24 protein-coding genes, 1 tRNA gene and 1 pseudogene are annotated in these 21156 nt (G+C 62.8%); 17 read left to right on the top strand and 9 right to left on the bottom strand.

Annotated features, from left to right (window positions below; translation table 11 throughout):
- Positions 1–125 precede the first annotated feature (125 nt).
- Together PRZ03_RS12245 and PRZ03_RS12240 are read left to right on the top strand one after the other, a co-directional pair.
- Positions 126–359 carry an antibiotic biosynthesis monooxygenase family protein gene (locus tag PRZ03_RS12245; RefSeq protein ID WP_273600543.1) on the top strand — a complete coding sequence of 78 codons (234 nt, stop codon included), beginning with the start codon at positions 126–128 and terminating at the stop codon, positions 357–359.
- Between the two features lie 11 nt (positions 360–370).
- Entirely contained in the window at positions 371–799 is a 429-nt protein-coding gene (locus PRZ03_RS12240) for a hypothetical protein (protein ID WP_273600542.1), read from the top strand.
- 27 nt (positions 800–826) lie between these two features.
- Here the strand turns inward: PRZ03_RS12240 and PRZ03_RS24110 are convergent.
- Positions 827–919, bottom strand: a pseudogene (locus PRZ03_RS24110) (PEP-CTERM sorting domain-containing protein); the annotation flags it as partial.
- Between the two features lie 701 nt (positions 920–1620).
- Between PRZ03_RS24110 and PRZ03_RS12230 the strand changes: the two are divergent.
- Genes PRZ03_RS12230 through PRZ03_RS12210 form a run of 5 tightly spaced genes read left to right on the top strand, consistent with a single transcriptional unit; the run spans position 1621 to position 4847 of the window.
- Positions 1621–2556 carry a branched-chain amino acid transaminase gene (locus tag PRZ03_RS12230; protein ID WP_273600540.1) on the top strand — a complete coding sequence of 312 codons (936 nt, stop codon included), beginning with the start codon at positions 1621–1623 and terminating at the stop codon, positions 2554–2556.
- A gap of 18 nt (positions 2557–2574) precedes the next feature.
- Positions 2575–2787, top strand: coding sequence for a zinc-finger domain-containing protein (locus PRZ03_RS12225; RefSeq protein ID WP_273600539.1), 213 nt, complete (start codon positions 2575–2577; stop codon positions 2785–2787).
- A 7-nt stretch (positions 2788–2794) separates the two neighbouring features.
- A complete protein-coding gene (locus PRZ03_RS12220) occupies positions 2795–3250 on the top strand; it encodes a YybH family protein (RefSeq protein ID WP_273600538.1) in 456 nt (151 codons plus the stop codon).
- A gap of 11 nt (positions 3251–3261) precedes the next feature.
- Positions 3262–4317, top strand: a complete 1056-nt coding sequence (locus PRZ03_RS12215) for a YheT family hydrolase (protein ID WP_273600537.1) — start codon at positions 3262–3264, stop codon at positions 4315–4317.
- A gap of 2 nt (positions 4318–4319) precedes the next feature.
- On the top strand, positions 4320–4847 hold the full coding sequence (locus PRZ03_RS12210; RefSeq protein WP_273600536.1) for a DUF2946 family protein: 528 nt from the start codon (positions 4320–4322) through the stop codon (positions 4845–4847).
- A 66-nt stretch (positions 4848–4913) separates the two neighbouring features.
- Here PRZ03_RS12210 and PRZ03_RS12205 read toward each other — a convergent pair whose 3' ends face one another.
- From PRZ03_RS12205 to PRZ03_RS12195, 3 genes are all read right to left on the bottom strand, one after another.
- On the bottom strand, positions 4914–5480 hold the full coding sequence (locus PRZ03_RS12205; protein WP_273600535.1) for a c-type cytochrome: 567 nt from the start codon (positions 5478–5480) through the stop codon (positions 4914–4916).
- A gap of 113 nt (positions 5481–5593) precedes the next feature.
- Positions 5594–6964 carry a hypothetical protein gene (locus tag PRZ03_RS12200; protein ID WP_273600534.1) on the bottom strand — a complete coding sequence of 457 codons (1371 nt, stop codon included), beginning with the start codon at positions 6962–6964 and terminating at the stop codon, positions 5594–5596.
- 4 nt (positions 6965–6968) lie between these two features.
- Positions 6969–8240, bottom strand: a complete 1272-nt coding sequence (locus tag PRZ03_RS12195; RefSeq protein WP_273600533.1) for a PEP-CTERM sorting domain-containing protein — start codon at positions 8238–8240, stop codon at positions 6969–6971.
- A 132-nt stretch (positions 8241–8372) separates the two neighbouring features.
- Here PRZ03_RS12195 and PRZ03_RS12190 point away from each other — a divergent pair, with 132 nt between their 5' ends.
- From PRZ03_RS12190 to PRZ03_RS12160, 7 genes are all read left to right on the top strand, one after another.
- The gene (locus tag PRZ03_RS12190) at positions 8373–9278 is read left to right on the top strand and encodes a LysR family transcriptional regulator (RefSeq protein ID WP_263532955.1); all 906 of its coding nucleotides are present in this window, start codon (positions 8373–8375) and stop codon (positions 9276–9278) included.
- Between the two features lie 54 nt (positions 9279–9332).
- Positions 9333–9407 (top strand) — tRNA-Arg (locus PRZ03_RS12185).
- A gap of 187 nt (positions 9408–9594) precedes the next feature.
- Entirely contained in the window at positions 9595–10839 is a 1245-nt protein-coding gene (locus PRZ03_RS12180; protein ID WP_273600532.1) for a tyrosine-type recombinase/integrase, read from the top strand.
- A gap of 62 nt (positions 10840–10901) precedes the next feature.
- On the top strand, positions 10902–11132 hold the full coding sequence (locus PRZ03_RS12175) for a hypothetical protein (RefSeq protein ID WP_273600531.1): 231 nt from the start codon (positions 10902–10904) through the stop codon (positions 11130–11132).
- Positions 11133–11286: 154 nt separating this feature from the next.
- Positions 11287–11556 (top strand): helix-turn-helix transcriptional regulator, encoded by a 270-nt coding sequence (locus PRZ03_RS12170; protein ID WP_273600529.1) that lies wholly within the window; start codon positions 11287–11289, stop codon positions 11554–11556.
- Positions 11553–12143 carry a helix-turn-helix domain-containing protein gene (locus PRZ03_RS12165; RefSeq protein WP_273600528.1) on the top strand — a complete coding sequence of 197 codons (591 nt, stop codon included), beginning with the start codon at positions 11553–11555 and terminating at the stop codon, positions 12141–12143. Before PRZ03_RS12170 ends, PRZ03_RS12165 begins: the two co-directional genes overlap by 4 nt.
- Positions 12140–12463 (top strand): hypothetical protein, encoded by a 324-nt coding sequence (locus tag PRZ03_RS12160; RefSeq protein ID WP_273600526.1) that lies wholly within the window; start codon positions 12140–12142, stop codon positions 12461–12463. Before PRZ03_RS12165 ends, PRZ03_RS12160 begins: the two co-directional genes overlap by 4 nt.
- Before the next feature lie 1523 nt (positions 12464–13986).
- On the opposite strand, the gene PRZ03_RS12155 is transcribed toward PRZ03_RS12160, so the two are convergent.
- Positions 13987–14985, bottom strand: coding sequence for a cation diffusion facilitator family transporter (locus tag PRZ03_RS12155; RefSeq protein ID WP_263532588.1), 999 nt, complete (start codon positions 14983–14985; stop codon positions 13987–13989).
- 578 nt (positions 14986–15563) lie between these two features.
- Here PRZ03_RS12155 and PRZ03_RS12150 point away from each other — a divergent pair.
- Positions 15564–15830: a hypothetical protein gene (locus PRZ03_RS12150; RefSeq protein WP_273600523.1), complete on the top strand. Its 267-nt coding sequence runs from the start codon at positions 15564–15566 to the stop codon at positions 15828–15830.
- A 70-nt stretch (positions 15831–15900) separates the two neighbouring features.
- On the opposite strand, the gene PRZ03_RS12145 is transcribed toward PRZ03_RS12150, so the two are convergent.
- The gene (locus PRZ03_RS12145) at positions 15901–16092 is read right to left on the bottom strand and encodes an anti-sigma factor family protein (protein ID WP_273600521.1); all 192 of its coding nucleotides are present in this window, start codon (positions 16090–16092) and stop codon (positions 15901–15903) included.
- The gene (locus PRZ03_RS12140; protein ID WP_273600520.1) at positions 16089–16661 is read right to left on the bottom strand and encodes a sigma-70 family RNA polymerase sigma factor; all 573 of its coding nucleotides are present in this window, start codon (positions 16659–16661) and stop codon (positions 16089–16091) included. The genes PRZ03_RS12145 and PRZ03_RS12140 overlap by 4 nt, the downstream gene beginning before the upstream one ends.
- A 140-nt stretch (positions 16662–16801) precedes the next feature.
- On the opposite strand from PRZ03_RS12140, the gene PRZ03_RS12135 reads away from it, so the two are divergent.
- Complete coding sequence (locus tag PRZ03_RS12135; RefSeq protein ID WP_273600519.1) at positions 16802–17362, top strand: cytochrome b; 561 nt, start codon at positions 16802–16804, stop codon at positions 17360–17362.
- A 6-nt stretch (positions 17363–17368) separates the two neighbouring features.
- Here the strand turns inward: PRZ03_RS12135 and PRZ03_RS12130 are convergent, their stop codons facing one another.
- Together PRZ03_RS12130 and PRZ03_RS12125 are read right to left on the bottom strand one after the other, a co-directional pair.
- On the bottom strand, positions 17369–19078 hold the full coding sequence (locus tag PRZ03_RS12130) for a mechanosensitive ion channel family protein (RefSeq protein ID WP_273600517.1): 1710 nt from the start codon (positions 19076–19078) through the stop codon (positions 17369–17371).
- 96 nt (positions 19079–19174) lie between these two features.
- A complete protein-coding gene (locus PRZ03_RS12125; protein WP_273600516.1) occupies positions 19175–19879 on the bottom strand; it encodes a hypothetical protein in 705 nt (234 codons plus the stop codon).
- Positions 19880–20092: 213 nt separating this feature from the next.
- Between PRZ03_RS12125 and PRZ03_RS12120 the strand changes: the two genes are divergently transcribed.
- On the top strand, positions 20093–21142 hold the full coding sequence (locus tag PRZ03_RS12120; RefSeq protein WP_273600515.1) for an AraC family transcriptional regulator: 1050 nt from the start codon (positions 20093–20095) through the stop codon (positions 21140–21142).
- Positions 21143–21156 lie beyond the last annotated feature (14 nt).

The following is a 21156-nucleotide window of genomic DNA, read 5'->3' as shown; positions in this document are numbered from 1 at the left end:
TTTACCCTCCAGAACTCCCAGAAATCAATAGCGATTGAATATCTTTTTGGGAGTTCTGGCCATTGGCATTCACCCCGAGATGTCAGTGGCCATGGGGGTTGGCGGGGTTTTGCAGGGCCGACTACTTGGGCGTCGAGAGCGTACGCGGCGCCGACGGCTTAGGCATCACCGTCTCCTACTGGCGCAGCCTGCAAGACATTGCTGCCTGGCGCCGCCAGGGTGAGCATGTACAGGCGCGTGACCAAGGCCGCGCCGATTGGTACCTGCATTACGCGCTGCGCATCGCCAAGGTCGAGCGCGCCTACGGTTGGGATGCTGCAGGTGGCAGCGCCGATCCGATGTTGGCGTCACGCGGTTAGCATTCGCCCCCATGAATACATGGATTGGAAGTGCGCTGGCCGTCCTCGCCTTTATCGCTGGCGGCTTGTTATGGGGCTGGAAGGGCGTGATCCTGGCGCTGAGCGTGGTGGTGTTCTGGCTGCTCTTGCAGTTCGGGCGGCTGATGCGCATCATGCGCGTCGCGTCCGAGGCGCCGGTCGGGCAAATCGACAGCGCCGTCATGCTGGCCGCCAAATTGGAGGTCGGCATGAAGCTAATAGCCCTGCTGCCACTGAGCCGCAGCCTGGGCCGCAAGCTCAGCGACAGCCCCGAGACCTATGGCTGGATAGACGCCGGCGGCGTGCAGCTGGAGATCGTGATGAACAAGGGCCAAATTGTCAGTTGGACCCTGAACCGGCCGGATGAGCCGGGCGACACCGTCGCCCAGTCAACCTTGCCGGCCAGTCAGCTGGGAAGCTGAACGTTTAGCGAAAGAACTAACTGAGGCTCAAGCGGCCTTGCGGCGCTTGGCAACAAAACCGACAGCGGCCAGACCGGCCAGCATCAGGGCGTAGGTTTCTGGTTCAGGGACAGCCGAAGGCATGGTCGAGTAGATCGCCGCATTAGAAGAAGCGTTCAATAGCAGATTGAATGAATGCAAATTCGTATTACCTGCGTCAATCTTGTAAAAGACCGTTCCGTTGTACGACTGACCTGCACCTGTATGCAGACCCACGAAAGTCACTCCATTTAGGGCGGATTTGAAATCAATGTCGTGAGTGCCATTCAGGTTTTCAATCTTTGCGATATAGGAACCAGTAGCACCAACCATTCCAAGGTCAGACAGAATAGCGGCGACCGTCGAATCTGCTCCTGGGCCTTTGATCAAGTTGCCCGAGAAATAGCCTTTGCAGCCCAACACGGTGACTCCGGTCAAGTCGCTGAAGCTGCATGCGGGTGCGGTGTCTGCGGGCTTGCCCGCCATCGCCGGCAAGGAGAACCCCGCCAAAGCAAGCAACGCAATCGATAATTTCGTGTTCATAGGGGACTCCTGGTAAGTCGGTGAGGTTGTGGCCCAAGCCTTGCGCCAAGCCATGACTTAATTCTGCGGGCTTGAGATAGATTTGGGCGCCGTTTACCCCCCAAAATGGGGGAGCTAGAAGCGTGCACATTTCACGAATTGATATCGTGCCGAGCGATGCCGTGACCGGTTTCACGGATGGCCAGCAGCACCGAGCGCCCCGTTAGAATCGAACTCCTGTCAGATTCAGCGCTCAGCAGCGCAACGCACAAGGAAGCCTCATGTCACTGGACGATCGCGACGGCAAAATTTGGATGGACGGCGAGTTGGTGGAGTGGCGCGACGCCAAGATCCATGTGCTGAGCCACACCCTGCACTATGGCTGCGGCGCCTTCGAGGGCGTACGCGCTTACAAGACCGACAAAGGCCCGGCCATCTTCCGCCTGCAAGAGCACAGCCGGCGCTTGTTCGACAGCGCCAAGATTTTGCGCATGAAGATCCCCTTCACGCAGAGCCAAGTCGAAGAGGCACAGCGCCAAGTCGTGCGCGAAAACAAGCTGGAGAGCTGCTATCTGCGCCCGCTGGTCTGGATTGGCTCCGAAAAACTCGGCATCAGCCCCAAGGGCAACAAGATCCATCTGATGGTGGCGGCATGGGCCTGGGGCGCTTACCTGGGCGAAGACGGCATGAAGCGCGGCATCCGCGTCAAGACCAGCAGCTACACCCGCCACCACGTCAACATCACGATGACGCAGGCGAAGGCCGTTAGCAATTACACCAACTCGATCCTGGCCAATATGGAAGCGACCGAGGACGGCTATGACGAAGCGATGTTGCTGGACGCCTCGGGCTTTGTCTCCGAAGGCGCCGGCGAGAACCTGTTCGTGATCAAGAACGGCGTGGTCTACACGCCCGACCTGTCGGCCGGCGCGCTGAACGGCATCACCCGCAATACGATCTTCCACATCTGCCAGGACTTAGGCCTCAAGCTGGTAGAAAAGCGCATCACCCGCGACGAGGTCTATATCTGCGACGAGGCCTTCTTCACCGGCACCGCCGCCGAAGTGACGCCGATCCGCGAGTTGGACCGCATCGAGCTGGGCTCGGGCAGTTATGTCGGCACACGTGGACCGATCACCGAGAAAATCCAAGCCGCGTTCTTTGACATCGTCAACGGCCGCAATCCGAAATATGCACATTGGCTCAGCCTGGTCTGAGCTGCGAAGGACATCATCTTGAGCAATAGCACCGACAAATCCATCGTTGAAGTCAGCGCCGCCGACGTGCAAGGCCCCGGCGTCGTCGCCTGCCCAAACCCCAAGATGGCGCTGTGGAGCAGCCACCCCAAGGTCTTCATCGACCTCAGCCATGACGGCCAAGGCAAGTGCCCTTATTGCGGCACGGTCTACAAGCTCAAGGCCGGCGAAGTGCTGCACAGCCACCACTGAAGGGCCTATGCAACACCCCAAAGTGCCGGCCGCCGCGCTCTTGTCCTCGCCCGAAGACACCGAGGCACAGTTTTACGAAGCGCTGCAACAGGCCGATCTCAGCCGCTTGATGGCCGTCTGGTCGGACGAGGAAGAAGTCTCCTGCGTTCACCCGGGCGGCCCGCGCGTGGTCGGCCTGGGTGCGATCAGAGCCGCCTTCGAAGTGGTCTTCGCCCAAGGGGCGATCTCGGTCCACCCTGAGAGGGTGAGGCGTGTGCAAACCAGTGAAACCGCAATCCATCAAGTGCTGGAGCGCGTCGTGGTCGAGGGCAGCGGCGGCAGTGGCCAGCAAAGCGCCTGGGTGATCGCCACCAATGTCTACTTGAAGACGGCGGTGGGTTGGCGCATGGTCGTGCACCACGCCAGCCCCGGCACCGCGCATGACATCCAGGAAGTCATCGAAGAGCCGGCCACGCTGCATTGAAGCCCTCGACCATGCAGTACCAAGCCCCACGCTGGTTGCCCGGCGGTCAGGCGCAGACCATCTGGCCGGCCATGTTTTCGCGCCATAACGGTGGACCTGCGCTGAGTTTTCGGCGCGAGCGCTGGGACACGCCCGACGGCGATTTCATCGACGTGGATTGGCTGGATGGAGTCCCCACGCCGCCGAGTGCGGCGCCTGATTCCCGAGGGGGTGCTGAGCCCATCTTGGGGCGGCCCGGCGATGGGATCGGCCTGAGCAACGAGATTGCGGGTCGCCCGCTGCTGGTCTTGTTCCACGGCCTTGAGGGCAGTTCTCAAAGCCACTCCTCGCAGGCCTTCGCCACCGTCGCGCGCTCGCGCGGTTGGGCGTTCGCGATGCCGCATTTTCGCGGCTGCTCGGGCGAGCTGAATCTGGCGCCGCGCGCCTATCACTCGGGCGACTTCGAGGAAGTGGGCTGGATGCTGGCACGCTTCAAGGAAATGCATGACGGCCCCGTGCTGGCTGCCGGTGTTTCCTTAGGCGGCAATGCTTTGCTGCGCTGGGCCGAGGAGCATGGCCAGAGTGCGGCCGCCACCACGCGGGCGGTCTGCTCGATCTGCTCGCCGGTCGATCTGGCTGCGGCCGGCCACGCCATCGGCCAAGGCTTCAACCGCCTCGTCTACACCCGTATGTTTTTGCGCACCATGGTGCCCAAGGCGCTGCGCAAACTGCAGCAGCATCCGGGCCTGTTCGATGGTGAGCGGCTGCGCGCGGCCAGCGATTTGTATGAATTCGACAATCTGTTCACCGCGCCGCTCCATGGTTTTCGCAGCACCGAAGACTATTGGGCACGGGCCTCGGCCAAGCCACATCTGAAGCGCATCCGCATCCCGGCGCTGGTGCTGAACGCCCGCAACGATCCCTTTGTTCCGGCCGCCAGCCTGCCCCGCCAGCAAGATGCCGGTTCCTATGTGCAGCTCTGGCAGCCGGCGCAGGGCGGTCATGTCGGCTTCGCACAGGGTCGCCCGCCGGGCCATGTCTTCGGCATGCCCGAGCAGGTCTGTGACTGGTTGGCGAAAGCGCTCTAACGATGGACGCCATCGTCGAAGCGGCGCTGAAGAAATGGCCCAATGTGCCGCATTGCTATGGCTGGCTGGCGCTGGACGCGCGCGGCGACTGGTATATGCGCGACGAGCGTATTCAAGCGGCCGGGCCGTTTCCGCAGGTCAAGGGCAGCCGCGTCACGCATGAAAAGCTGCGCCAGTTCATTGCGCGCAATTACGCGGCGGACGAGTCGGGCTGCTGGTTTTTCCAGAACGGGCCGCAGCGCGTCTATCTGCAGCTGGAGGCCGCACCCTGGGTATTCAGGCTGGGCGCCGAGCTGCTCCAGGACGGCTTGGTGCACACCCACACAGACTTGAGTTGCAGCGTCAGCTCGACCTGGCTTGATGAGCAGGATCGCCTCTTCCTCAGCACGCCCTTGGGCCTGGGGCTGGTGCACAGCATGGACATGGACTGGGCGGCTCGTGCCGTGGAGGTCGGCTTGTGGGAACCACTCGCCAGCACACATGCCGAGTTACTCGGGCGGCACGGGGTGCGATTGAATCCCGGCGCTTAGACGTACCAAATCAGGCGAAAAAAAGCCGACCTCAGCGGGTCGGCTTTTTCTTGGTGCAAAGACGCGTCAGTTGGCTGCCGAGGCCGCCGCTGCAGGCGCCTTAGGCTCGTCAAACTTGGCGCCGCCTTGGTTGGCCAGATAGACCACGGCACGGCCGATTTCGAAATCGCTGAAATCGCCACCACCTTGCGCGCCCATCGCGTTCTTGCCCTTCAGGGCCGAGTTCAGCAAGGCCTCATAACCAGCACCAATGCGCGGGCCCCAGGCTGCGGCATCGGCCAGCTTCGGTGCGCCGGCCGCGCCGGTGGCGTGGCAAGCAGCGCATTGCGCCTGGAACACTTGCTCGCCGGTCTTCAGCGTAGCGACGTTGTTGGCGTCCTTCAATTCGATGCCGCCGACGGGCTGGATACGGGCCGCGACGGCCATCGCCTCAAGCGCTTCGCTGCCGGCGGCCGGCTTGGTGGCGCTTGACACGTAGTTGGCCAGCATGATGATCACGATGATGGGCACAACGAAGGCAAAGAACACCGCCCAAGCCAGTTGTTTAGGCGTCTTGATCGGGCCTTCATGGGCCTCTTCCTCGTGAGCGTGCGCCTGAGCTTTTGCGTTCTCGTGATTGTTGTTTGCGCTCATGAAATCCTCGTTGGCCAGTTAGCCGTGTTGGGCAGAGAGAAGAAAGGCTGTGCCCCGCAAAGTCGCAGGGCGCAAAACCGGCAGATTATATCGATTGACGCGGGCCGAAAACTTCAGGGGCGTTGGCGCGGCGCCACCCTTGATTCCAATTCTGCCGCTTGATAGTTCGGCAGCAGCCGGCAGCCAGGGCCAAAGCGGGCCTCCATCGCCTGGCAGCGCCGCGCCACGCTGGCCGGACTGGGTTTTTCACCGCGCCCGGCCCAGCCCAACAACTCCGCCATCAGGGCCGGGTAGACCGGGTCACTCAGATAGCTGTGCTCGCCGTCGTCGCTGAAGGTCTGCACCAGTCTATCCCCCTGCCCGGCAGCCACCACCGTGCGGCGAAGCTGCGATTCCAACTCCACAAAGGCGGTCGCATCGTGAACGCCGTGCACGCTCAACATCGGCACCCCCACCCGCCCGCTGGGGTCACTGTCCAAGCCGAACTGGGTCACAGCTCGTGCATCGGCAGCGTAGCGCTGCACGCCAGCGTTCAGGGCGGCATCGTCGATCGAGCCGCTGTAATGCGCACCGATATTGCCCCAGGGGCTCAAGCCACCGGTGCGCTTTTGCACCACGTCTTGAAAATGCCAGGTCGCCCAATTCAAATGCCCCTGCACGGAACGATCCGGGATTTGAAGCACGTTCAAAACAGTATGCAAACGCGCCTGCTGCTCGGGTGTGCGCTTTGGCACGGGCGTCGCCAAACCTAAGCAACTGTCTGCACGGGCGGCCAAGTCGGCCCGCGTCAGCGTGGCGCCCGCCGGCAAGCCCATCCACAAGGGGTATTGCGCCTCGTCGGGCCGCGGATGATTGCCGCACAGGTATTGATAGATCACGCGCAAATCGAGCCTGAAATCGTAGGACCGGGTGCCGCCGCCGAGTACGCCGTTGCTGAGCAGCACGCCGTCATAGGCCGGCCTTGGCTGGCCGGGCGCGGCATAGCGCTCGGCCGCCTTGAGCGCGACGCCGGCGCCCCAGGACTGGCCGTGCAGAATGGTCGTCGTCGGCTGGGCGATATGCGTGACAAAAATCTGCCGCAGCCTTTCGGTATCGGCCGCTGCCGCGCTGACAGCCACGCCGCCCTGTGCAAAGGTCGAGCCCGCCCAGGCATAACCCGCCTTGACCATGATGGCCCAGCGCTTCAGGTCCTCGGCCGCGCGTTCGGCCTTGGGAGGTCCCAACTCCGGCCCGCCATGGGCATGCAAGACCAGTACGCCGCCCCAGTCCTTGGGGATCGCGATCAGATAGAAGGCGCCGGCCGAGTCCTGCCCGCCCAGGCAGCGCGTGCCTGCGGCCAAGCCGTCCGGGCACTCACGCACCTGCGGGGCCGCCTCGGCGAGGGGAGGTGGTAGCGGCGAAGGCAGGCGCGGGCCGCTGCAGCCGAGCAACAGTTGCAAGGCCAATAGTGCGCCGGCACCACACTTGATCCGGGCCATGCTCATGGTCTCAAGCCTTGGCTTGACGTGTGCGCAAGCCAAGCAAAAGCAGGCCGGCCAAGCTCAAGCCCCAAGTGGCCGGCTCGGGCACCGCCACGGCGAAGCCCAATTGCGCCGCCGCCACGCCTTGCAGCGCCCAGGCCGCATCGGCGCTGATGCCGAGGTCGGCGGCCGCCTGTTCCTGCCTGCCCAGGCTTTGCGGGTCCAGGCCGGTGATGCTGCCGAACAGGGTTAAGGCACTCAGGTAGGAGCCGTATTTGCTGGCGTGGGTGCGGTCCAACCACCACAAATTCGTACGGCCATCGCTCGGTTCGACATACAGGCCGTTGGCATCGTAGAAGCCCTGGCCCAAGGCCAAACCTTGATCGACAGCGCGCTGAAACGCGTCGCCCACTGGCACCACGCCGGCAAAGCCGCTGTTGCTGGCCGCCTTATCGAAGAAAGACTTGTGCAGATCAGCCGTCATGCCAGCCAGGCTGCCGTAATAGAGCGTCGCCGCGCCGCCGGCGCTGCTGGTGTCGACGATGGGCGCGCCGTTGGGCGTGGTCCTGTCGGGCGTGGTGATCATGTGCGCCTCGACCATATCGGGCCGGGCCCAGCTTTGCTCCAGATAGATCTGCGTATTGGCGTTGGCGTTGTTGTTCTTCGGAATCACACGGCTGAGATTGCAGCTGGCGCTGCTCAGGCCGGTGGCCATGCAGGCTGCGAGGCTGCCGAAGAGCTGTGCCTCGGTATAGGTCTGAGCCGCGCCGTTGTGGATGAAGCGCTCAAACTGATCGGCATAGGCGTTGAAAGTGGCGAGGTTGGCATTTTTGCCCTTGCCGGACGGCAGCGCCGCATCGCTTTGCTCCTGCAAGACCACCTTGCTCCAGTTTTGAGAGGCCACATTGCCGCGCAAGTCCCAGGTGGCATTGGCGGTGTTGAGAAACTGGCCGCGCAGCGAGGCAGCGTTGCGGGTGGACAGTGAAACTTCGTAATCAAGCCCGGCCTGGTCGGTCATCTTCTTGAACACCCCTGGCACCCCGCCCCAAGGATGCTGTTCGAAGGAACCAAAGCCGGCTGTACCCACCGGGTAGCTGTTGGTGCCGCTGGGGTTGAGCGCATTGAAAGCGGCGGTCAGGTCATGCACCTTGGCCGCGTTGTAACTCATCACCGGGTCAACCCGGCCGAAGGTGTAGCTGTTGCCGACGAACAAAATCGTCGTTGGCGTGGCCAAGGCGGCCGCACCCGCGCTCAAGCAGATCAAACCGAGGGCGGATTGGCGCAAAAAGGACAGTGTCATGTCTTGTCTCCATTTTTTATGGTCTGCGCTCAAGCCGGCGCTAGCCGACTGTGGACAGGAAGGCACACAAGGTCAAATATACTGAAACCGTCTTTTCAAGACTTTTTAAATATGACACCGACCGCACTGCCGCTGGACTTGCGCCTGCTGCGCTACTTTCAAGCCGTTGCCGAAGAAGGCCATATGACGCGGGCCGCAGCGCGCCTGGGCCTGCAGCAGCCGCCCTTGAGCCAGCAGATCAAGGCGCTGGAATTGCAGCTGGGCTTGCAGTTATTCGAGCGCCACCCCAAGGGCGTCAGGCTGACCGAAGCCGGCCGCTTGCTGCAGGCCGAGGTGGCCAAAATCCTGCAAGACATGGCCGATATGCAACAGCGCATGGCCCGACTGGCGCAGGGCGAGCAGGGGCGTGTGGCCTTGGGCTTCACCAGTTCGGCCGCAGCGCATCGCTTCACGCCGGCCGCGCTGCGCGAATGCCGGCGCCGCTACCCCGCCATCTCGCTGGAGTTGAGCGAGGCCAATGCCGCCGACATCACCGCCGCCGTGCTGGCCCACAGGCTCGACTGCGGCCTGATCCGCGTGCCGGTGAGCGAGCCGGAGGAACTGCTGTTCGAGACCTTGTTCCGCGAACCAGTGCTGTTGGCGCTGCCGGTCGACCACCCACTTTTACAAGGTCGGCCACCCCAGCCACGCCTGAGCTTGACCGACCTAGACGGCGAAGCCCTGATCCTTGCACGCCGCCCCGGTGCGCCCGGTCTGTATGCCAATTTGCTCGAGCAATGCCGGGCACTGGGCGTCACGCCGCGCATCGCGGCAGAGGTCGACCGCATGATGAGCAATCTCAACCTGGTCGCCGCCGGTGCCGGCATCAGCGTGGTGCCCGCATCCATGCAGGGCACTCATCCGGAAGCGATCGTTTACTGCCCGCTGAAGGAAGCCGATCTGCTCGACGCGCCCATGACCTTGGTGCGGCGGCGCACCCAGCCGGCCGGCGCCGTGGCAACTTTTTTGGCCTTGCTGGCCGAGTCGGTCGCAGGCTGAGTCGGCCAGCCAGACCGGCCCTCGCCGACGCGGGTTAGAATGCCGCTCCAGTCAGCGACCGTGGTGAAGTGGATATCATTGGGCCCTCCGAAGGCTTAGGCGCAAGTTCGATTCTTGCCGGTCGCACCAATTCAGTGATTCACAAAGCATCACAACCAGTCAAGCCCCTAGGTAAATCAGCGACTTAGGGGCTTTTTGTTTGTCAGGTTGTATCAAGTGAGGGCTGTACAGCGCAAGCAAAGCGGGGGAACATACGGGGGAACAACAAGCCTTTACCCCCGTTTGGCGGGTTTCTGTTCCCCCGGAGTGTTCCCCCATGCTGACTGATCCAGCCTGCAAACAGGCCATTTGCCCCCAGGACAAGACCCGTATTCGCTTGCCTGACGCCGGCGGGCTTTACCTGGAAGTCACCCCCAACGGCTCCAAGCGCTGGTTTGTCAAATACCGCTTCGCGGGCAAAGAAAAGCGGCTGGCGCTGGGCAACTATCCCGAGGTCACACTGAAGGCGGCGCGCGACGGACGGGAGGCGGCGCGCAAGACAAGAGCGGCGGGCACTGACCCGGTGCAGCAGCGCCAGCAAGACCAGGCCAACAAACAGACCAGCAGCGCCAGCACCTATGAGGCCGTGGCGCGAGAGTTCCACGCCATCCAAGCTGCGGCCAAGTGGAGCAGCGGCCACGCCAGCAAGTGGCTACGGACTCAAGAGCTGTACCTGTTCCCCCAGATCGGCACGCTTCCCCTGGCAAGCATCCGAGCATCGGCTGTTTTGAAGGCGCTGCGCAAGGTGGAAGCCAAAGGCATCGTCAATACGGCGCATGAGCTGCGCACGATGGCGGGCCAAGTGTTCCGGCATGGTGTTGTGACCGAGCGCTGCGAGAAAAACCCCATCGCTGACCTGAAGGACGCATTGACGGCGCACCATGTCAAACACTTTGCGGCGGTGCTTGACCCTATCGAAGCCGGCGGGCTGTTGCGGGCCATTGACGGCTACAGCGGGCACCCCGCCACGCGGACGGCGCTGCAACTGTCGGCGCTGCTATTTCAGCGACCCGGCAACATTCGGGCGATGGAGTGGGCCTGGCTTGACCTGGACGGCGCGATGTTGACCATCCCGGCGCAGAGCATGAAGCTCAAGACCAAGGCCAAGATCAACGGCAGGCCGCACCTTGTGCCACTGGCGCGGCAGGCGGTAGCTTTGCTGCGGGCCGTCCACCCGCTCACCGGCAGCTCGCGCTATGTGTTCCCCGGTGCGCGTGACCATTCAATCCCAATGAGCGACGGAACGGTAAATGCAGCGCTGCGCCGCTTGGACTTCGGCTCAGACGACCATGTGGCGCATGGTTTCCGGGCGATGGCGCGGACGATGCTGGCCGAGCGGCTATCGGGCATCTCGCCTGACATGGTGGAAGCCCAGCTAGGCCACGCCAAGACCGGCGCAAACCCTGGAGCCTATGACCGGGCCGAGTACGCAGAGCAGCGCCAATTGATGATGCAGACATGGGCCAACTATCTCGACCAGTTGCGGGCCGGTGCGCAGATCATCCCGATCAAGGCGGCATAGCCCGTCCTGGCTGGCAGCAAAAGCAGCCATGCCAAACCCTCAACCACTGACCACCCGAACCTATGAACTACTCCCTACAAACACCGTCGGCAAATGCCTATTCAAGTCTTTCAATTGCCGGCCGCTGGAGCACTCCCGCTTCAGCAGTCTTTGAGTTTCGGCGGCTCGATGGCAGCGTGGATCGCTTCACGCCAGAGCAGATGAAGAGCCCCCCATGGTGGCACGAATTGCCGAATGAGATTGCTTTGATGATTGAGGCTCACTTGAATACTGAACCCGCCAAGAAAGTGTGATGCCCCCCGTGCCATGACTTCCCTTTAAGCGCTCGTCAAGCTGCCATGCCGCCATAGGCAGACTGAAGGTATTTGATTGGTTTTCTTGCCTATAGCGTCAAGGTGAACCCGATAGGATTGACCATGTGAGCCACTCCAACAAAGGACGGTTCACATGAAACCCAAAACCCCCAAGTCGGCGCAGCAAGCGCCAAGCGACGACAAGCGCCTAGGCCTGGCGCAAACCCTGGACGCGCTCCAACTCCCTGACGCGCTGTTGAAGATTCAGACCGTCACCCAGGCAACCGGCCTATCTGCGTCTACGCTTTACCGCTTGATCGCGGCGGGCAAGCTGGCAGAGCCGATTCGCATGGGCAAGCGCTGCACCCGCTTTCGGGCGGCAGATGTGCGGGCCTTTATTCAGGCTCAGGGGGTGGCATCTTGAGCCGCCGACGGCCCGGCCTGATCGGGCAATTGCCACATGAGCAGGTAGACGGCTATCGACTGGCGGCGCTGCACGCCATCCGCGACCTGCATCCTGGCAGCCAAGACAAACACCAAGTCAACCGGCTGTTGGCGGCGCTGGAGCTGCTTGGCCATGTAACCACGTTTGAGGCTTCGCGGTGCTTGGACATTTACGACCCCAGGGCCCGCAAGCTGGAAATTGTGAAGTCCGGGCGCGAGGTCTTGACGCAATGGCGCAGAGTTGAAACCGAGTCCGGCAAGGCGCACAGGATCGGCGTCTACTCCCTGGCAAGGGGGCACGCCATAAAGCCCACAAAAGGCGATGCCCTGGCCGGTGGAGCGGCTCAGGGCATCAAAGTACTTAGGAAGGCTGACCGCTACGACTCTACCAGCGCCAGCACCGACCGCAAAGCCTTTGCCACCATTCAGGCAGAGCTGGCGCTGAAGGGCTACGGCCTGGAGCAGTTGGAAGGGGCCCTGTTCATCACCCGGTGGGACTTGTTCCGCAAGGTTCACACCCTGGAAGGCGCGGCGCGGTTCTTGGCGCAGATCGGCGGTGCAGCATGACAAGCCTGCAAGCCCTTGCCTGCGCGAGCGCTGGCAATTCCCCTTTCTCTATCCATACCCCCGGCCCTTGGTCAACCGAGCGCGGGCAAATCTACGCCGGGTCCGTGTGCCTGGCTGAAGCCTTCAGCGGCGCGGCTAACTCCCAGGCCGAGGCCTTGGCCAATGCTCGCTTGATGGCTGCGGCTCCTGAGCTGCTGGCCGCGTTGCTGGCGCTGGTGGACGTGATGATTGAAGGCGACACGGGCGACACGGATTCGAGCATCGCCCTGTTCGAAGCTGTGGCCGTCATCACCCCCTTGGCTGGCGAGGTGGCAGCCTGAACAGCAGCAAGCGAACACACCGAAGCGCTGGCGAGGCCGGAGCAAAAGCCGGCAATGTGGCGATGCCCCTAGTAGGCCCTGAAATCGCCATGCACGGCCTTTTCTCGCGGTTCTGTTGCGCTGGTGTGTCGGCATGGCTTGCGGGGCTCCTGCATCGATTGGAGTGGCTTCGCAATGGCTAACGGGCGCAATGGACGCAACAAGCCGGACTCAGGCCGCGACGGTGGCGGGTTCGCTGCTATCCCTTGGGCCGTGCTCGATTGCCCAGGCTATGCCCTTCTAAGCCATGCGGCGCGGTCTTTGCTGCTGGAGTTGGCCCGCCAGTACGTGCGAGACAACAACGGGCGATTGCTGGCGAGCCGGGCGCACTTGGCCGGTCGCGGCTGGAAGTCTGCCGATGTGATCCACCGGGCCAAACATGAGCTGATCGAGGCCGGCTTTATTGCCGAGATGGTCAAAGGCCACAGGCCCAACAAGGCGAGCTGGTACGCCATCACTTGGCAAACACTGGATCGGCTGCCTGGCTTTGATCCTGGCGCAGCGGAAGCATTCGAGCGCGGCGCGTACCGCAAATCTATCGGCATCAAAAACGCAGTCCTTAGTCCGTCTCCCGGAACAGGGAGGCCGCTGATAGTTCCGTCTCCCGGAACAGAGAACCCCTCTCCTGTTCCGTCTGCCGGAACTATAGAGGCCGTTTTTGCCCCTTCTCCTGTTCCGCCAGACGGACACCATCTAGAGAAACCATCTGCTGTTGCTGTGAACGTGAAGGGTCGCCTTGCTGGCGCTGGTGGGCGGCGCGAAGTTTGCCCCGATCCAAACCCCCATTCGAGGCCAGCAGCCAGCACGCGAACAACAAGCGGCAAGGCACGATGAAGGCCAGCTCGGAGCGGTTCACTCGGTTCGTAGGCTTGGGGTCTTTGCCTGCACCCGCCTGACGCTGCAAACCCTTCGAAGACTTCAGAGCGGGGCCGTGGCGCGTGGCTCAGGCCGAGCCCCCAAGGCAGGGGGGGCATAGATCTCTGCGGCCGTGTCGGTCAGGACCGCATGGTCTCTCATTCACAGGTTTTTTTACCCTGTATGAATTTTCGAGGCGAATTCAAAAATGTGAAAAAAATCAAACAGAGCTGGTGTCCATCGTGAAGGCGGCCAGCGCCAGCTATGCCCACGATGTGAGGGGTAGCAAGACCAAGGCGGGGGAACAAATGGGGGAACAAACCCAGCACAAGAAAAGCAGAGTGCAGTGTTCATCGCCGTTTCAAGGCTTTATTGGATTCTTGCCGGTGCACCAGATTAGTGAATCACGATGGTTCACAAAGCATCAAGCCTCTAAGTAAATCAACGACTTAGGGGCTTTTTCTTTGTCACCTTGCGTCACGTTTGGGCCAGGCAGAGCGTTGCTTGTGAGGGCAAATGCCGGGGTAGAAGACGGGCTCCGTAGATTGAGCAGCATCTAGGCGTTCGAAAGGTCGATTGCGCGGCTTGAGTCCCCCGGGAGCTACGTGCATGCCATCAGCCGGCAGCCCCTACGTCCAGCGCGGATCCTCGAAGAAGGAGACGGTCAGCCAAGCCTCATCCAATGAAATGCCGATGGCAGCGCGGATCTCCTCGCGCAGCTGGTCCTGCTGCGCAATGCGCTGCACCGTGAAGCGCGGGCCGACCACGAAGTCGATCTCCACGAACACCGTGCGACCGGTACGCACCACATGGTGTGTGGCGCTGACGATGTCGTGCCGTGCCCGCAGGTCGGCCAGCACCACATCAATCCGCTGCACCAGTTCGTCTTCCGGTACAGCCATGCGCAGCACCTCGCGCAGGCTCTCGCGCAGGATGTCGATCGGCACCAGCAGAAACAGCAACGACAGCACCGTCACCATCGCCGGGTCAGCATAGCGGGCCCACAGGCTGTGCTGCGGCTCGGGCAGCAGCGGCAGGACCGCGAAGCCGGCAAAGGTGACCAGGCTGAACGCCGCATCCATCAGCCATTCCTTGGCGTCATTCAGCATCAGCTGCGAACCAATGCGCCGCGCCAGCACCCACTCCCACGCACCGGCGGCCAAGCAGAACAGCGCAGTGGCCACCGCGAACAGGATCACGCCCTCGGCATCGGTCTCGTGACCGCCGTGGCGCATGCCCTCGATGCCGTTGAGTGCCGCGTAGAGGCACATCAGCAACATGAACACGCCGTTCACTGTGTGAACCAGCGGTTCCACATGCGCGTAGCCGAAGGGAAAGCGCCGGTCCTCGGGGCGCACGACCAGACGGGCTGCCAGCAGGCTCAGCCCGCCGCTAACCGCGCTCAACATCGAGAACACCCCGTTCAGGATGACGATGTCCGAATCGATAATCAGGCCCCAGATCACGCTTCCGCCAGCCAATACCAGCACGCCCACCACGGACAGCAGCAGGGCGCGCTGCTCGAGGCGGTTGCCGTCGCTGCCGCGTGGCGCGGCCTGGCGTGTGCGGCCGGACCCGCTCTTGCCGGCTTGGGCGGGGGCGGTCGCAGAGGAAGTCATGGTCATCATCGGTGCGGGTCGGACGTTTAGGTTGATGGCACTCGGCCTGGTCCTTTCCCCGGCTGTGCCGCAGAGCGCGCAGTCCGTCTCGAAGCACTGTGGGGCTGCTCAGGGCTGGCTCACTCCCGCACCTTGCCATGGCACTGTTGGCGAACGACGCCGGGGCGAACTTGGCGCAGGCATCTTACCGAAATGCAGTTGCCGGGAGCCAGGACTTGCAGGGCAAGCAGATACAGGTCCCAAATGCTGCCGGTGGGTTCGCCAGTTCGGCACTACCCCGAGGGACAGGTCGTTTCTAGACCCTGCAAGCGTTGCGTTGTTCTGCTCGTCATGGGCGCGTCGCATGTCACAGACCGCTGCGAGCCTGCCAGACAATGTCGCCTAGGACGAGGTCAGAGATGTCGGCTTTGCGGCTGAGAAATTGACCTTGTGCCTGGCAGCCACGGTGAAGTTTTGCTGTGGAGCGGTCGAATCTCTTATGCCTAACGGCGCTGCTTGAGTCTCGGGCACCAAGCCCCGGACTCAATCGGGCAAAAAACTCATCATGACCTCTTGAGTGGCCTTGTCGGCCCCATGTCGAGACCGAGATGAGCGAGACAGAGAAGCTCTCGTTGCTGATGCTGGGCCAGGGCCTGGGCGAGGTGCGCGAAACCATCCTTCGTCTGGGCACGCAGCTGTGCTGCGTCGGCTACGAGCGCGGACTCAACTCCACCACAGGCAATTGGCAGCTGATCTACCGCATAGCCCGCGCTTCGCGCTGCGCGCGCAATAAGGCAGATTTCCTATCCGTGGCGCCCTGTTCCTTGTGGCGAGCGACGATTCCACCGGAGCGCCGGCACCGCGCAGCACAGTGAAAAACCCCCAAGTCGACCCATGACTTGAGGGCTTTTTTCATTCATGTGTGGCATGCGCCACCGCCGGCTCTCACTCCCCGGAATAGCCACGCCAGCGCGCCGAGGCCTTACTCATCAGTTCGACTTGCTTGCCGAAGTTGGTGCAGGCCTTGCAGATCAGGAAATGCGCTCGGACGGCGAGCTTCTCGCTGGAGCGCAGCGCGCGCTCTTCGCCCTCCAGCACCAGGCGGGTGACTTCTCTGCAGTTGGGCAGGCCCATCATGTGGCGGCTCCCGCCTGCAATTCCTGCGCATCAAACCAGTTCAGCTGCAGGCATTCGCGCAGGCGCAGGCGCGCCCGGTGCAACATGACCCACAAATTGCTCGGGCTGATGCTCAGCTGCTGGCAGATTTCCTCGGTGTCCAACTCCAACCATTCCCGCATCATGAAGAGCCGACCTTGCTGGCCGGGCAGATGCTCGACGCAGGCTTCCATCACTTTCATGAAGTCCACCTGGCGCAGGCAATGATCGGGGTCGCCCCAATCCTTGGGCCGCTCACGCCAGTGACCATCGGCGCTGAAGAGCTCATCGTCCAAGTCCTCGCCGTCTTCTGGGGTGCTGGACATTTCGCGGCAGTTGCGGCGGATCTGGTCGACCAGTTTGTGCTTGAGGATGCCGATCAGCCAGGTCTTGAGCTGGGATTGGCCGCCAAAGCTTTGCGGCTTCTCGATCGCCGCCAGCAGCGTCTCGGAAACCGCGTCTTCGGCCCAGGCCGCATTGCGCAGCTGCAGCTGCGCAAACTTCAGCAGCTGCGGGCGGAGCAGGTTCAATTGGGCGGCGATGTCGTTCATGACCTAAGGCGAGTCCCGGCAAGTTTGTGCGCAGTGTAAACACAGCGTGCTCTGAGGCCGAAAGTGAAGCCATGTGACCTTCAGCCCCTTCAATAAAGAGTGCCAGAATCGCCCCGAACTCAAACTAACCCTATATGTCCATGGACCAGCCCAACAAACTCAGCCCCATCTCCGTCGCCCTGCATTGGCTGGTCGGCCTCGGCATGATCGCGCTGACCGCGATTGGCCTTTACATGAGCCGCGCCGAAGTTTGGGCCCTGTATCCGATTCACAAATCGGTCGGCGTGCTCTTGTTCGTGCTGATTCTGGCCCGCGTGGTCTGGCGGCTCAAGAATGGCTGGCCGGCGCATTTGGCAGGCGGCTCAAAGCTGGAACAAGCCCTGGCCAAGCTGGTGCACTGGCTGCTGATACTGGCCACCCTGGCCATGCCAATCAGCGGCATGATGAATTCAGGCGCCGGCGGCCATGGCATTGACGTCTTCGGCCTGCAGATTGTGCCCAGCCAACACAGCGCCGATAAACCCGACCAAGCGCTGCCCTATAACGCTGGCGTGGCCGAGCTCGGCGACGAGATGCATGAGTGGATCGCCTATTTGCTGATCCTGGCGCTGGTCCTGCATGTGGCGGGGGCGCTCAAGCATCATCTGGTCTACAAGGACGGGGTGCTGCGGCGCATGCTGGGCAGCCGGATCGAGCCCTGACAGCGCTTAGCCCTGTTTCGCCGGCGCGGCAAACCAGGCCGCCTTGGGCACAAACTTGGCCTCGGCCGGGTCGGCCAAATAATGCGGCGACATGATTTGCACGCCGTATTCATTGAACACATCCTGGATATTGGCGTGCAAGGCGCTCAAGACCTCGGCGCGCGGGCGCGGCTGGCTGGGCACGGCCTGGCAGACCAAGCGGTACTCCGGGTAGAAATCCGACAAGGCCGTCTGATACACCCGGGCCGACGGGTTGCTCAGCACACCCGGCGTGCGGTGCGCCGCCTCGATCAGCATCGCCTCGACTTGGCGCCACGGCGTGTCATAACCAATCGTAACGACGGTGTCGACGATATAGCCGGGGCCCTTGACGGCGCGCGAATAGTTCTTCGTCACCGAGCCCATCACCAGCGAATTCGGCATCGACAGCTCCTCGCCCAGGCCGGTACGAATGCGGGTATTGAACATGCCCAACTCGGTGATGGTGCCTTCATGACCGTCAATTCGCACATACTCGCCGACGCGGATGGTGCGCGTGAACATCAAAATCATGCCGCTCGCCCCCTGCCCCACCAGGCTGGAGGCGCCCAGCGAGATCATCAGCCCCAAGAGCACCGAAACCCCTTTGAAGGCCTCGCTGCTGGAGCCAGGCAAATAGGGGTAGGCCATTACCAGCGCGAACAACCAGATGCCGGTGCTGATGATGCGCCGCGAGGGCCGCACCGTGTCGCGGTCCAGCCAGCCGAGCGAGGCTTCACCGCGCTCGATGCGATTGAATACCGGCGTGAACAACTTGATGACGGTGCGCGCCAGCATAAAGATCAGCAGCGCCACAAACAAATCCGGCAGCGCCCCCAAGATGCCCGTGCCCAGCCGCACCACCACCTGCCATAAATAGCCGCTGAGTTGCTCGCCCCAGGGCCTTGTGTAGGGGAACTGGCTGAGGACCAGGCTCAGCCACTCATAGCTCAGCAAGGCCAGCAAGGCCCAGCCCGCGCCACGCACGGCGAAGCTGACCGCCGTCAAGACCTTGTCGCCCTGCAGCAGTTGGGTGCCGGCCACCTCCAGTTCGGCAGCGCGCCGACTCATCTGCGCCGACAACCAAGCACCCAAAGCCCGCTGGCCGCGCCGCACCAGGGCGAGCAGGCCTGCAAACACCAGCGTCGCGGCCACCGCGATCAAGAGGCCGCGCAGCAAGCGCGACTCGTCGCGGCTCTCGCGCGTTTCGGCGATCACCTGTTCGAGCTGAAACTTGGCCGCTGCGGCGGTCTCGTCCAAGGTCTTGTCGCCCTTGGCGTCCACATCCTCGGGCGTCAAGACTAAGGCCATCTCACCGTCAATCATCACGATGCGACCCTGCGCCTCTTGCTTGACAGTCACCTCGCCGGCCCCGGTGCGGGCCAGCACCTCGTTCATATACAGATGGGTGCGCCTTGCACGCTCGGCCGGGCTAACGCCGAGAAACGGCGCCCTGTAAACCGCAATGGTGCGGTTGAAAATTTGCACAGCGGCCTCCGGCGCCGTATTCACCGGCGCCGCCACCAAGGGGCTTGCCGATGCTGCCGCCGCGACTGCCTGTACTTGCGCGGCTACAGGCAAGGCAGCCAAGCCCATGGAAGCCACCAAGACCAGGCTCAACCGTGCCACGAGGCGATGCAGCCACGCAGCATTGGCCAACACGGCGAGGACCTTCAAATCGACATTGATGACGCGCATGTACAAGCACCCGAAGCAAGAAGTCAACGGGTGGTGCACGCGATGCCCCAACCCGACGCCCGGGCCGGCCCCGCGCGCCGCGCGAGCATATCGCCCTCAGTGCAGCGTCGGCAAGCAGTCGGTATGGCGTCGCCTCGGTGTGACCGAAGGCGCGGCGATGTCCTGTGCTTGGGACTGCGTCGCAACACTGGGCATCGCAATACTGGGCGCCGCAGAGACAGCGGCAGGCGTGCTGAGCGGATTGGTAAGCGCCTGGCTGGACGGCTTGGGCTCAGACACCGGGCCGTCACGCAGCTGCATATAGGCTGACAACAAGCGGTCGCTATAGAGCAGCCAAGCGCTTTGCAGACTCAACAAATCTTCGTCCATCTGCCGGCGGGCTGCCTCGGTCAAGGGCATTTTGTCGGCCTGAATTCGGCTGAGCAGTTCTTGCGCCTGCAGCATCGCCAGCTCGATCGGCCGGTTCACCGCACGCCGCATCAGGCGCAGGGTCTGCTCACGCTTGCGCTCGGTGCCGAGCAAGCTGAGCACCACTTTTTCGTAGCGTGTGCTCTCGGCCACGGCTTGCGCTTGCCAGCGCGCGTTCGCCAACTCGGCCAGCATCGCCGCCGTCCAGGGGTCGCCCGACAGTTTCAACAGCGCCGCAATCTCATCCCTGGCAAACACGCATTCGGCGCCCGCGCGCGCAAACTCGGGGCGCTGATTGAGCAGCGCCAGAACCGTGTCGATACGGGCGTCGGCGGGCATATGAAAGCCCTGCACTGCGGGGTTTTTAGGTGACTTGGGGCCGGGGTCGAACATGGCATCTCCTGAGTGGCTGTGGTGGCCACTTCAGTGCGGCGACCATAGGAAGGATGCTAAGAAGAGATCAGGGTTTCCCCCATGTCTGGCGCGGCCATCGGTTTGACAATTCGGGACAATCGTTCACCGACCATCCCGCTCCGGCAAGCCGGCTAAGATAGCCGTTACTGTTTTGACCGCGGCTTGCACCGTCAGTGAAGGAGTTGCCCCAGCGTGAACAAACCCAGTCGACAACGCGACGGCGTCGCAAGCGGTCTATTGCTGCCCTTGCATCAGACCTTGCTGCTGCGCGGGCTGGACGCCAACGCCTTGCTGCAGCGCGCCAACATCAGCCCGCAGCAGTTGCTGGACCAGCGCAGCCGCATCAGTCAACGCGACACCATCCAGTTCTGGCGTTTAGCCGATGCCGCCTGCGCCCATGACCCGGGCCTGGCGGTTGAGATCGCCGGGCAGTTCAATTTGCGCGCGCTGGGGCTGCTGGGCGTGGCCTGGCTGGCCAGCACCAGCTTGCGCGAGGCGACCCGGCGGCTGGTGCGTTATTACGATCTGGTCAGCTCGATTGCCGTGTTACGCGTGTGCATCGAAGGCGAAGGCGAGCAGGCCTTGACCTGGCTGCAATACCACGCCAGCCCCGGCGTGCTGGCGCTGACGCATGACACCTGGGCCGGTGTTGTCGGCGCCATGTGCCGTCATGCCTATGCCGGCGCCAGCGGCCAGTCCTTCACGCCCGCAGCCGTGCGTGTGGCCCATGGGCGCAACGCCGGCACCGACTTGCTGGCCACCAGCCTGGGCTGCAGGGTCGAACCGGATGCGGATTGCACGGCGGTGGCCTTCACGGCCGCCCAACTCGATGCGCCGCTGCCCGGCGGCCACCCCGGCATGGCCTTGAACGCCGAGAAGATCTTGGCGGCCACGCTGTCCGAACTCGATAGCGGTGCGATTCACCACCGGGTACGCGCTCATCTGCTGAATATGCTGCCCTCGGGCCATGTGTCACGCGCGGCGGTCGCGGCGCGCATGCATATGACCGAGCGCACCTTGCAGCGCCGGCTGGAGGAGGAGCAATTCGGTTTCGCCGAGCTGCTGCAACAGACCCGGCTGGAGCTGGCACAGAACCTCTTGCGCGACCCCGAGCAGGACGTGCAAGACGTCGCTTTCATCCTCGGTTTTGCCGAGATTTCCAGCTTCACGCGCGCGTTCCGGCGCTGGACCGGGGCTGCGCCGAGCACTTGGCGCGAACAGGTCGGCGCGGGCATGCACTGAGAACCCCGTCAATC

Origin of the sequence: Roseateles albus, assembly GCF_028595345.1 — a bacterium.
GTDB lineage: Bacteria > Pseudomonadota > Gammaproteobacteria > Burkholderiales > Burkholderiaceae_C > Paucibacter_A > Paucibacter_A albus.
The sequence above is the reverse complement of the archived record's forward strand: the minus strand, read 5'-3'. Positions and strand labels throughout refer to the sequence as shown.

Coding starts and splice junctions, on each gene's coding strand:
- PRZ03_RS12240 (WP_273600542.1), top strand. CDS start 371: ATGAATACATGGATTGGAAGTGCGCTGGCCGTCCTCGCCTTTATCGCT.
- PRZ03_RS12230 (WP_273600540.1), top strand. CDS start 1,621: ATGTCACTGGACGATCGCGACGGCAAAATTTGGATGGACGGCGAGTTG.
- PRZ03_RS12220 (WP_273600538.1), top strand. CDS start 2,795: ATGCAACACCCCAAAGTGCCGGCCGCCGCGCTCTTGTCCTCGCCCGAA.
- PRZ03_RS12215 (WP_273600537.1), top strand. CDS start 3,262: ATGCAGTACCAAGCCCCACGCTGGTTGCCCGGCGGTCAGGCGCAGACC.
- PRZ03_RS12210 (WP_273600536.1), top strand. CDS start 4,320: ATGGACGCCATCGTCGAAGCGGCGCTGAAGAAATGGCCCAATGTGCCG.
- PRZ03_RS12205 (WP_273600535.1), bottom strand. CDS start 5,480: ATGAGCGCAAACAACAATCACGAGAACGCAAAAGCTCAGGCGCACGCT.
- PRZ03_RS12200 (WP_273600534.1), bottom strand. CDS start 6,964: ATGAGCATGGCCCGGATCAAGTGTGGTGCCGGCGCACTATTGGCCTTG.
- PRZ03_RS12195 (WP_273600533.1), bottom strand. CDS start 8,240: ATGACACTGTCCTTTTTGCGCCAATCCGCCCTCGGTTTGATCTGCTTG.
- PRZ03_RS12180 (WP_273600532.1), top strand. CDS start 9,595: ATGCTGACTGATCCAGCCTGCAAACAGGCCATTTGCCCCCAGGACAAG.
- PRZ03_RS12175 (WP_273600531.1), top strand. CDS start 10,902: ATGAACTACTCCCTACAAACACCGTCGGCAAATGCCTATTCAAGTCTT.
- PRZ03_RS12170 (WP_273600529.1), top strand. CDS start 11,287: ATGAAACCCAAAACCCCCAAGTCGGCGCAGCAAGCGCCAAGCGACGAC.
- PRZ03_RS12160 (WP_273600526.1), top strand. CDS start 12,140: ATGACAAGCCTGCAAGCCCTTGCCTGCGCGAGCGCTGGCAATTCCCCT.
- PRZ03_RS12155 (WP_263532588.1), bottom strand. CDS start 14,985: ATGATGACCATGACTTCCTCTGCGACCGCCCCCGCCCAAGCCGGCAAG.
- PRZ03_RS12150 (WP_273600523.1), top strand. CDS start 15,564: ATGAGCGAGACAGAGAAGCTCTCGTTGCTGATGCTGGGCCAGGGCCTG.
- PRZ03_RS12145 (WP_273600521.1), bottom strand. CDS start 16,092: ATGATGGGCCTGCCCAACTGCAGAGAAGTCACCCGCCTGGTGCTGGAG.
- PRZ03_RS12140 (WP_273600520.1), bottom strand. CDS start 16,661: ATGAACGACATCGCCGCCCAATTGAACCTGCTCCGCCCGCAGCTGCTG.
- PRZ03_RS12135 (WP_273600519.1), top strand. CDS start 16,802: ATGGACCAGCCCAACAAACTCAGCCCCATCTCCGTCGCCCTGCATTGG.
- PRZ03_RS12130 (WP_273600517.1), bottom strand. CDS start 19,078: ATGCGCGTCATCAATGTCGATTTGAAGGTCCTCGCCGTGTTGGCCAAT.
- PRZ03_RS12125 (WP_273600516.1), bottom strand. CDS start 19,879: ATGTTCGACCCCGGCCCCAAGTCACCTAAAAACCCCGCAGTGCAGGGC.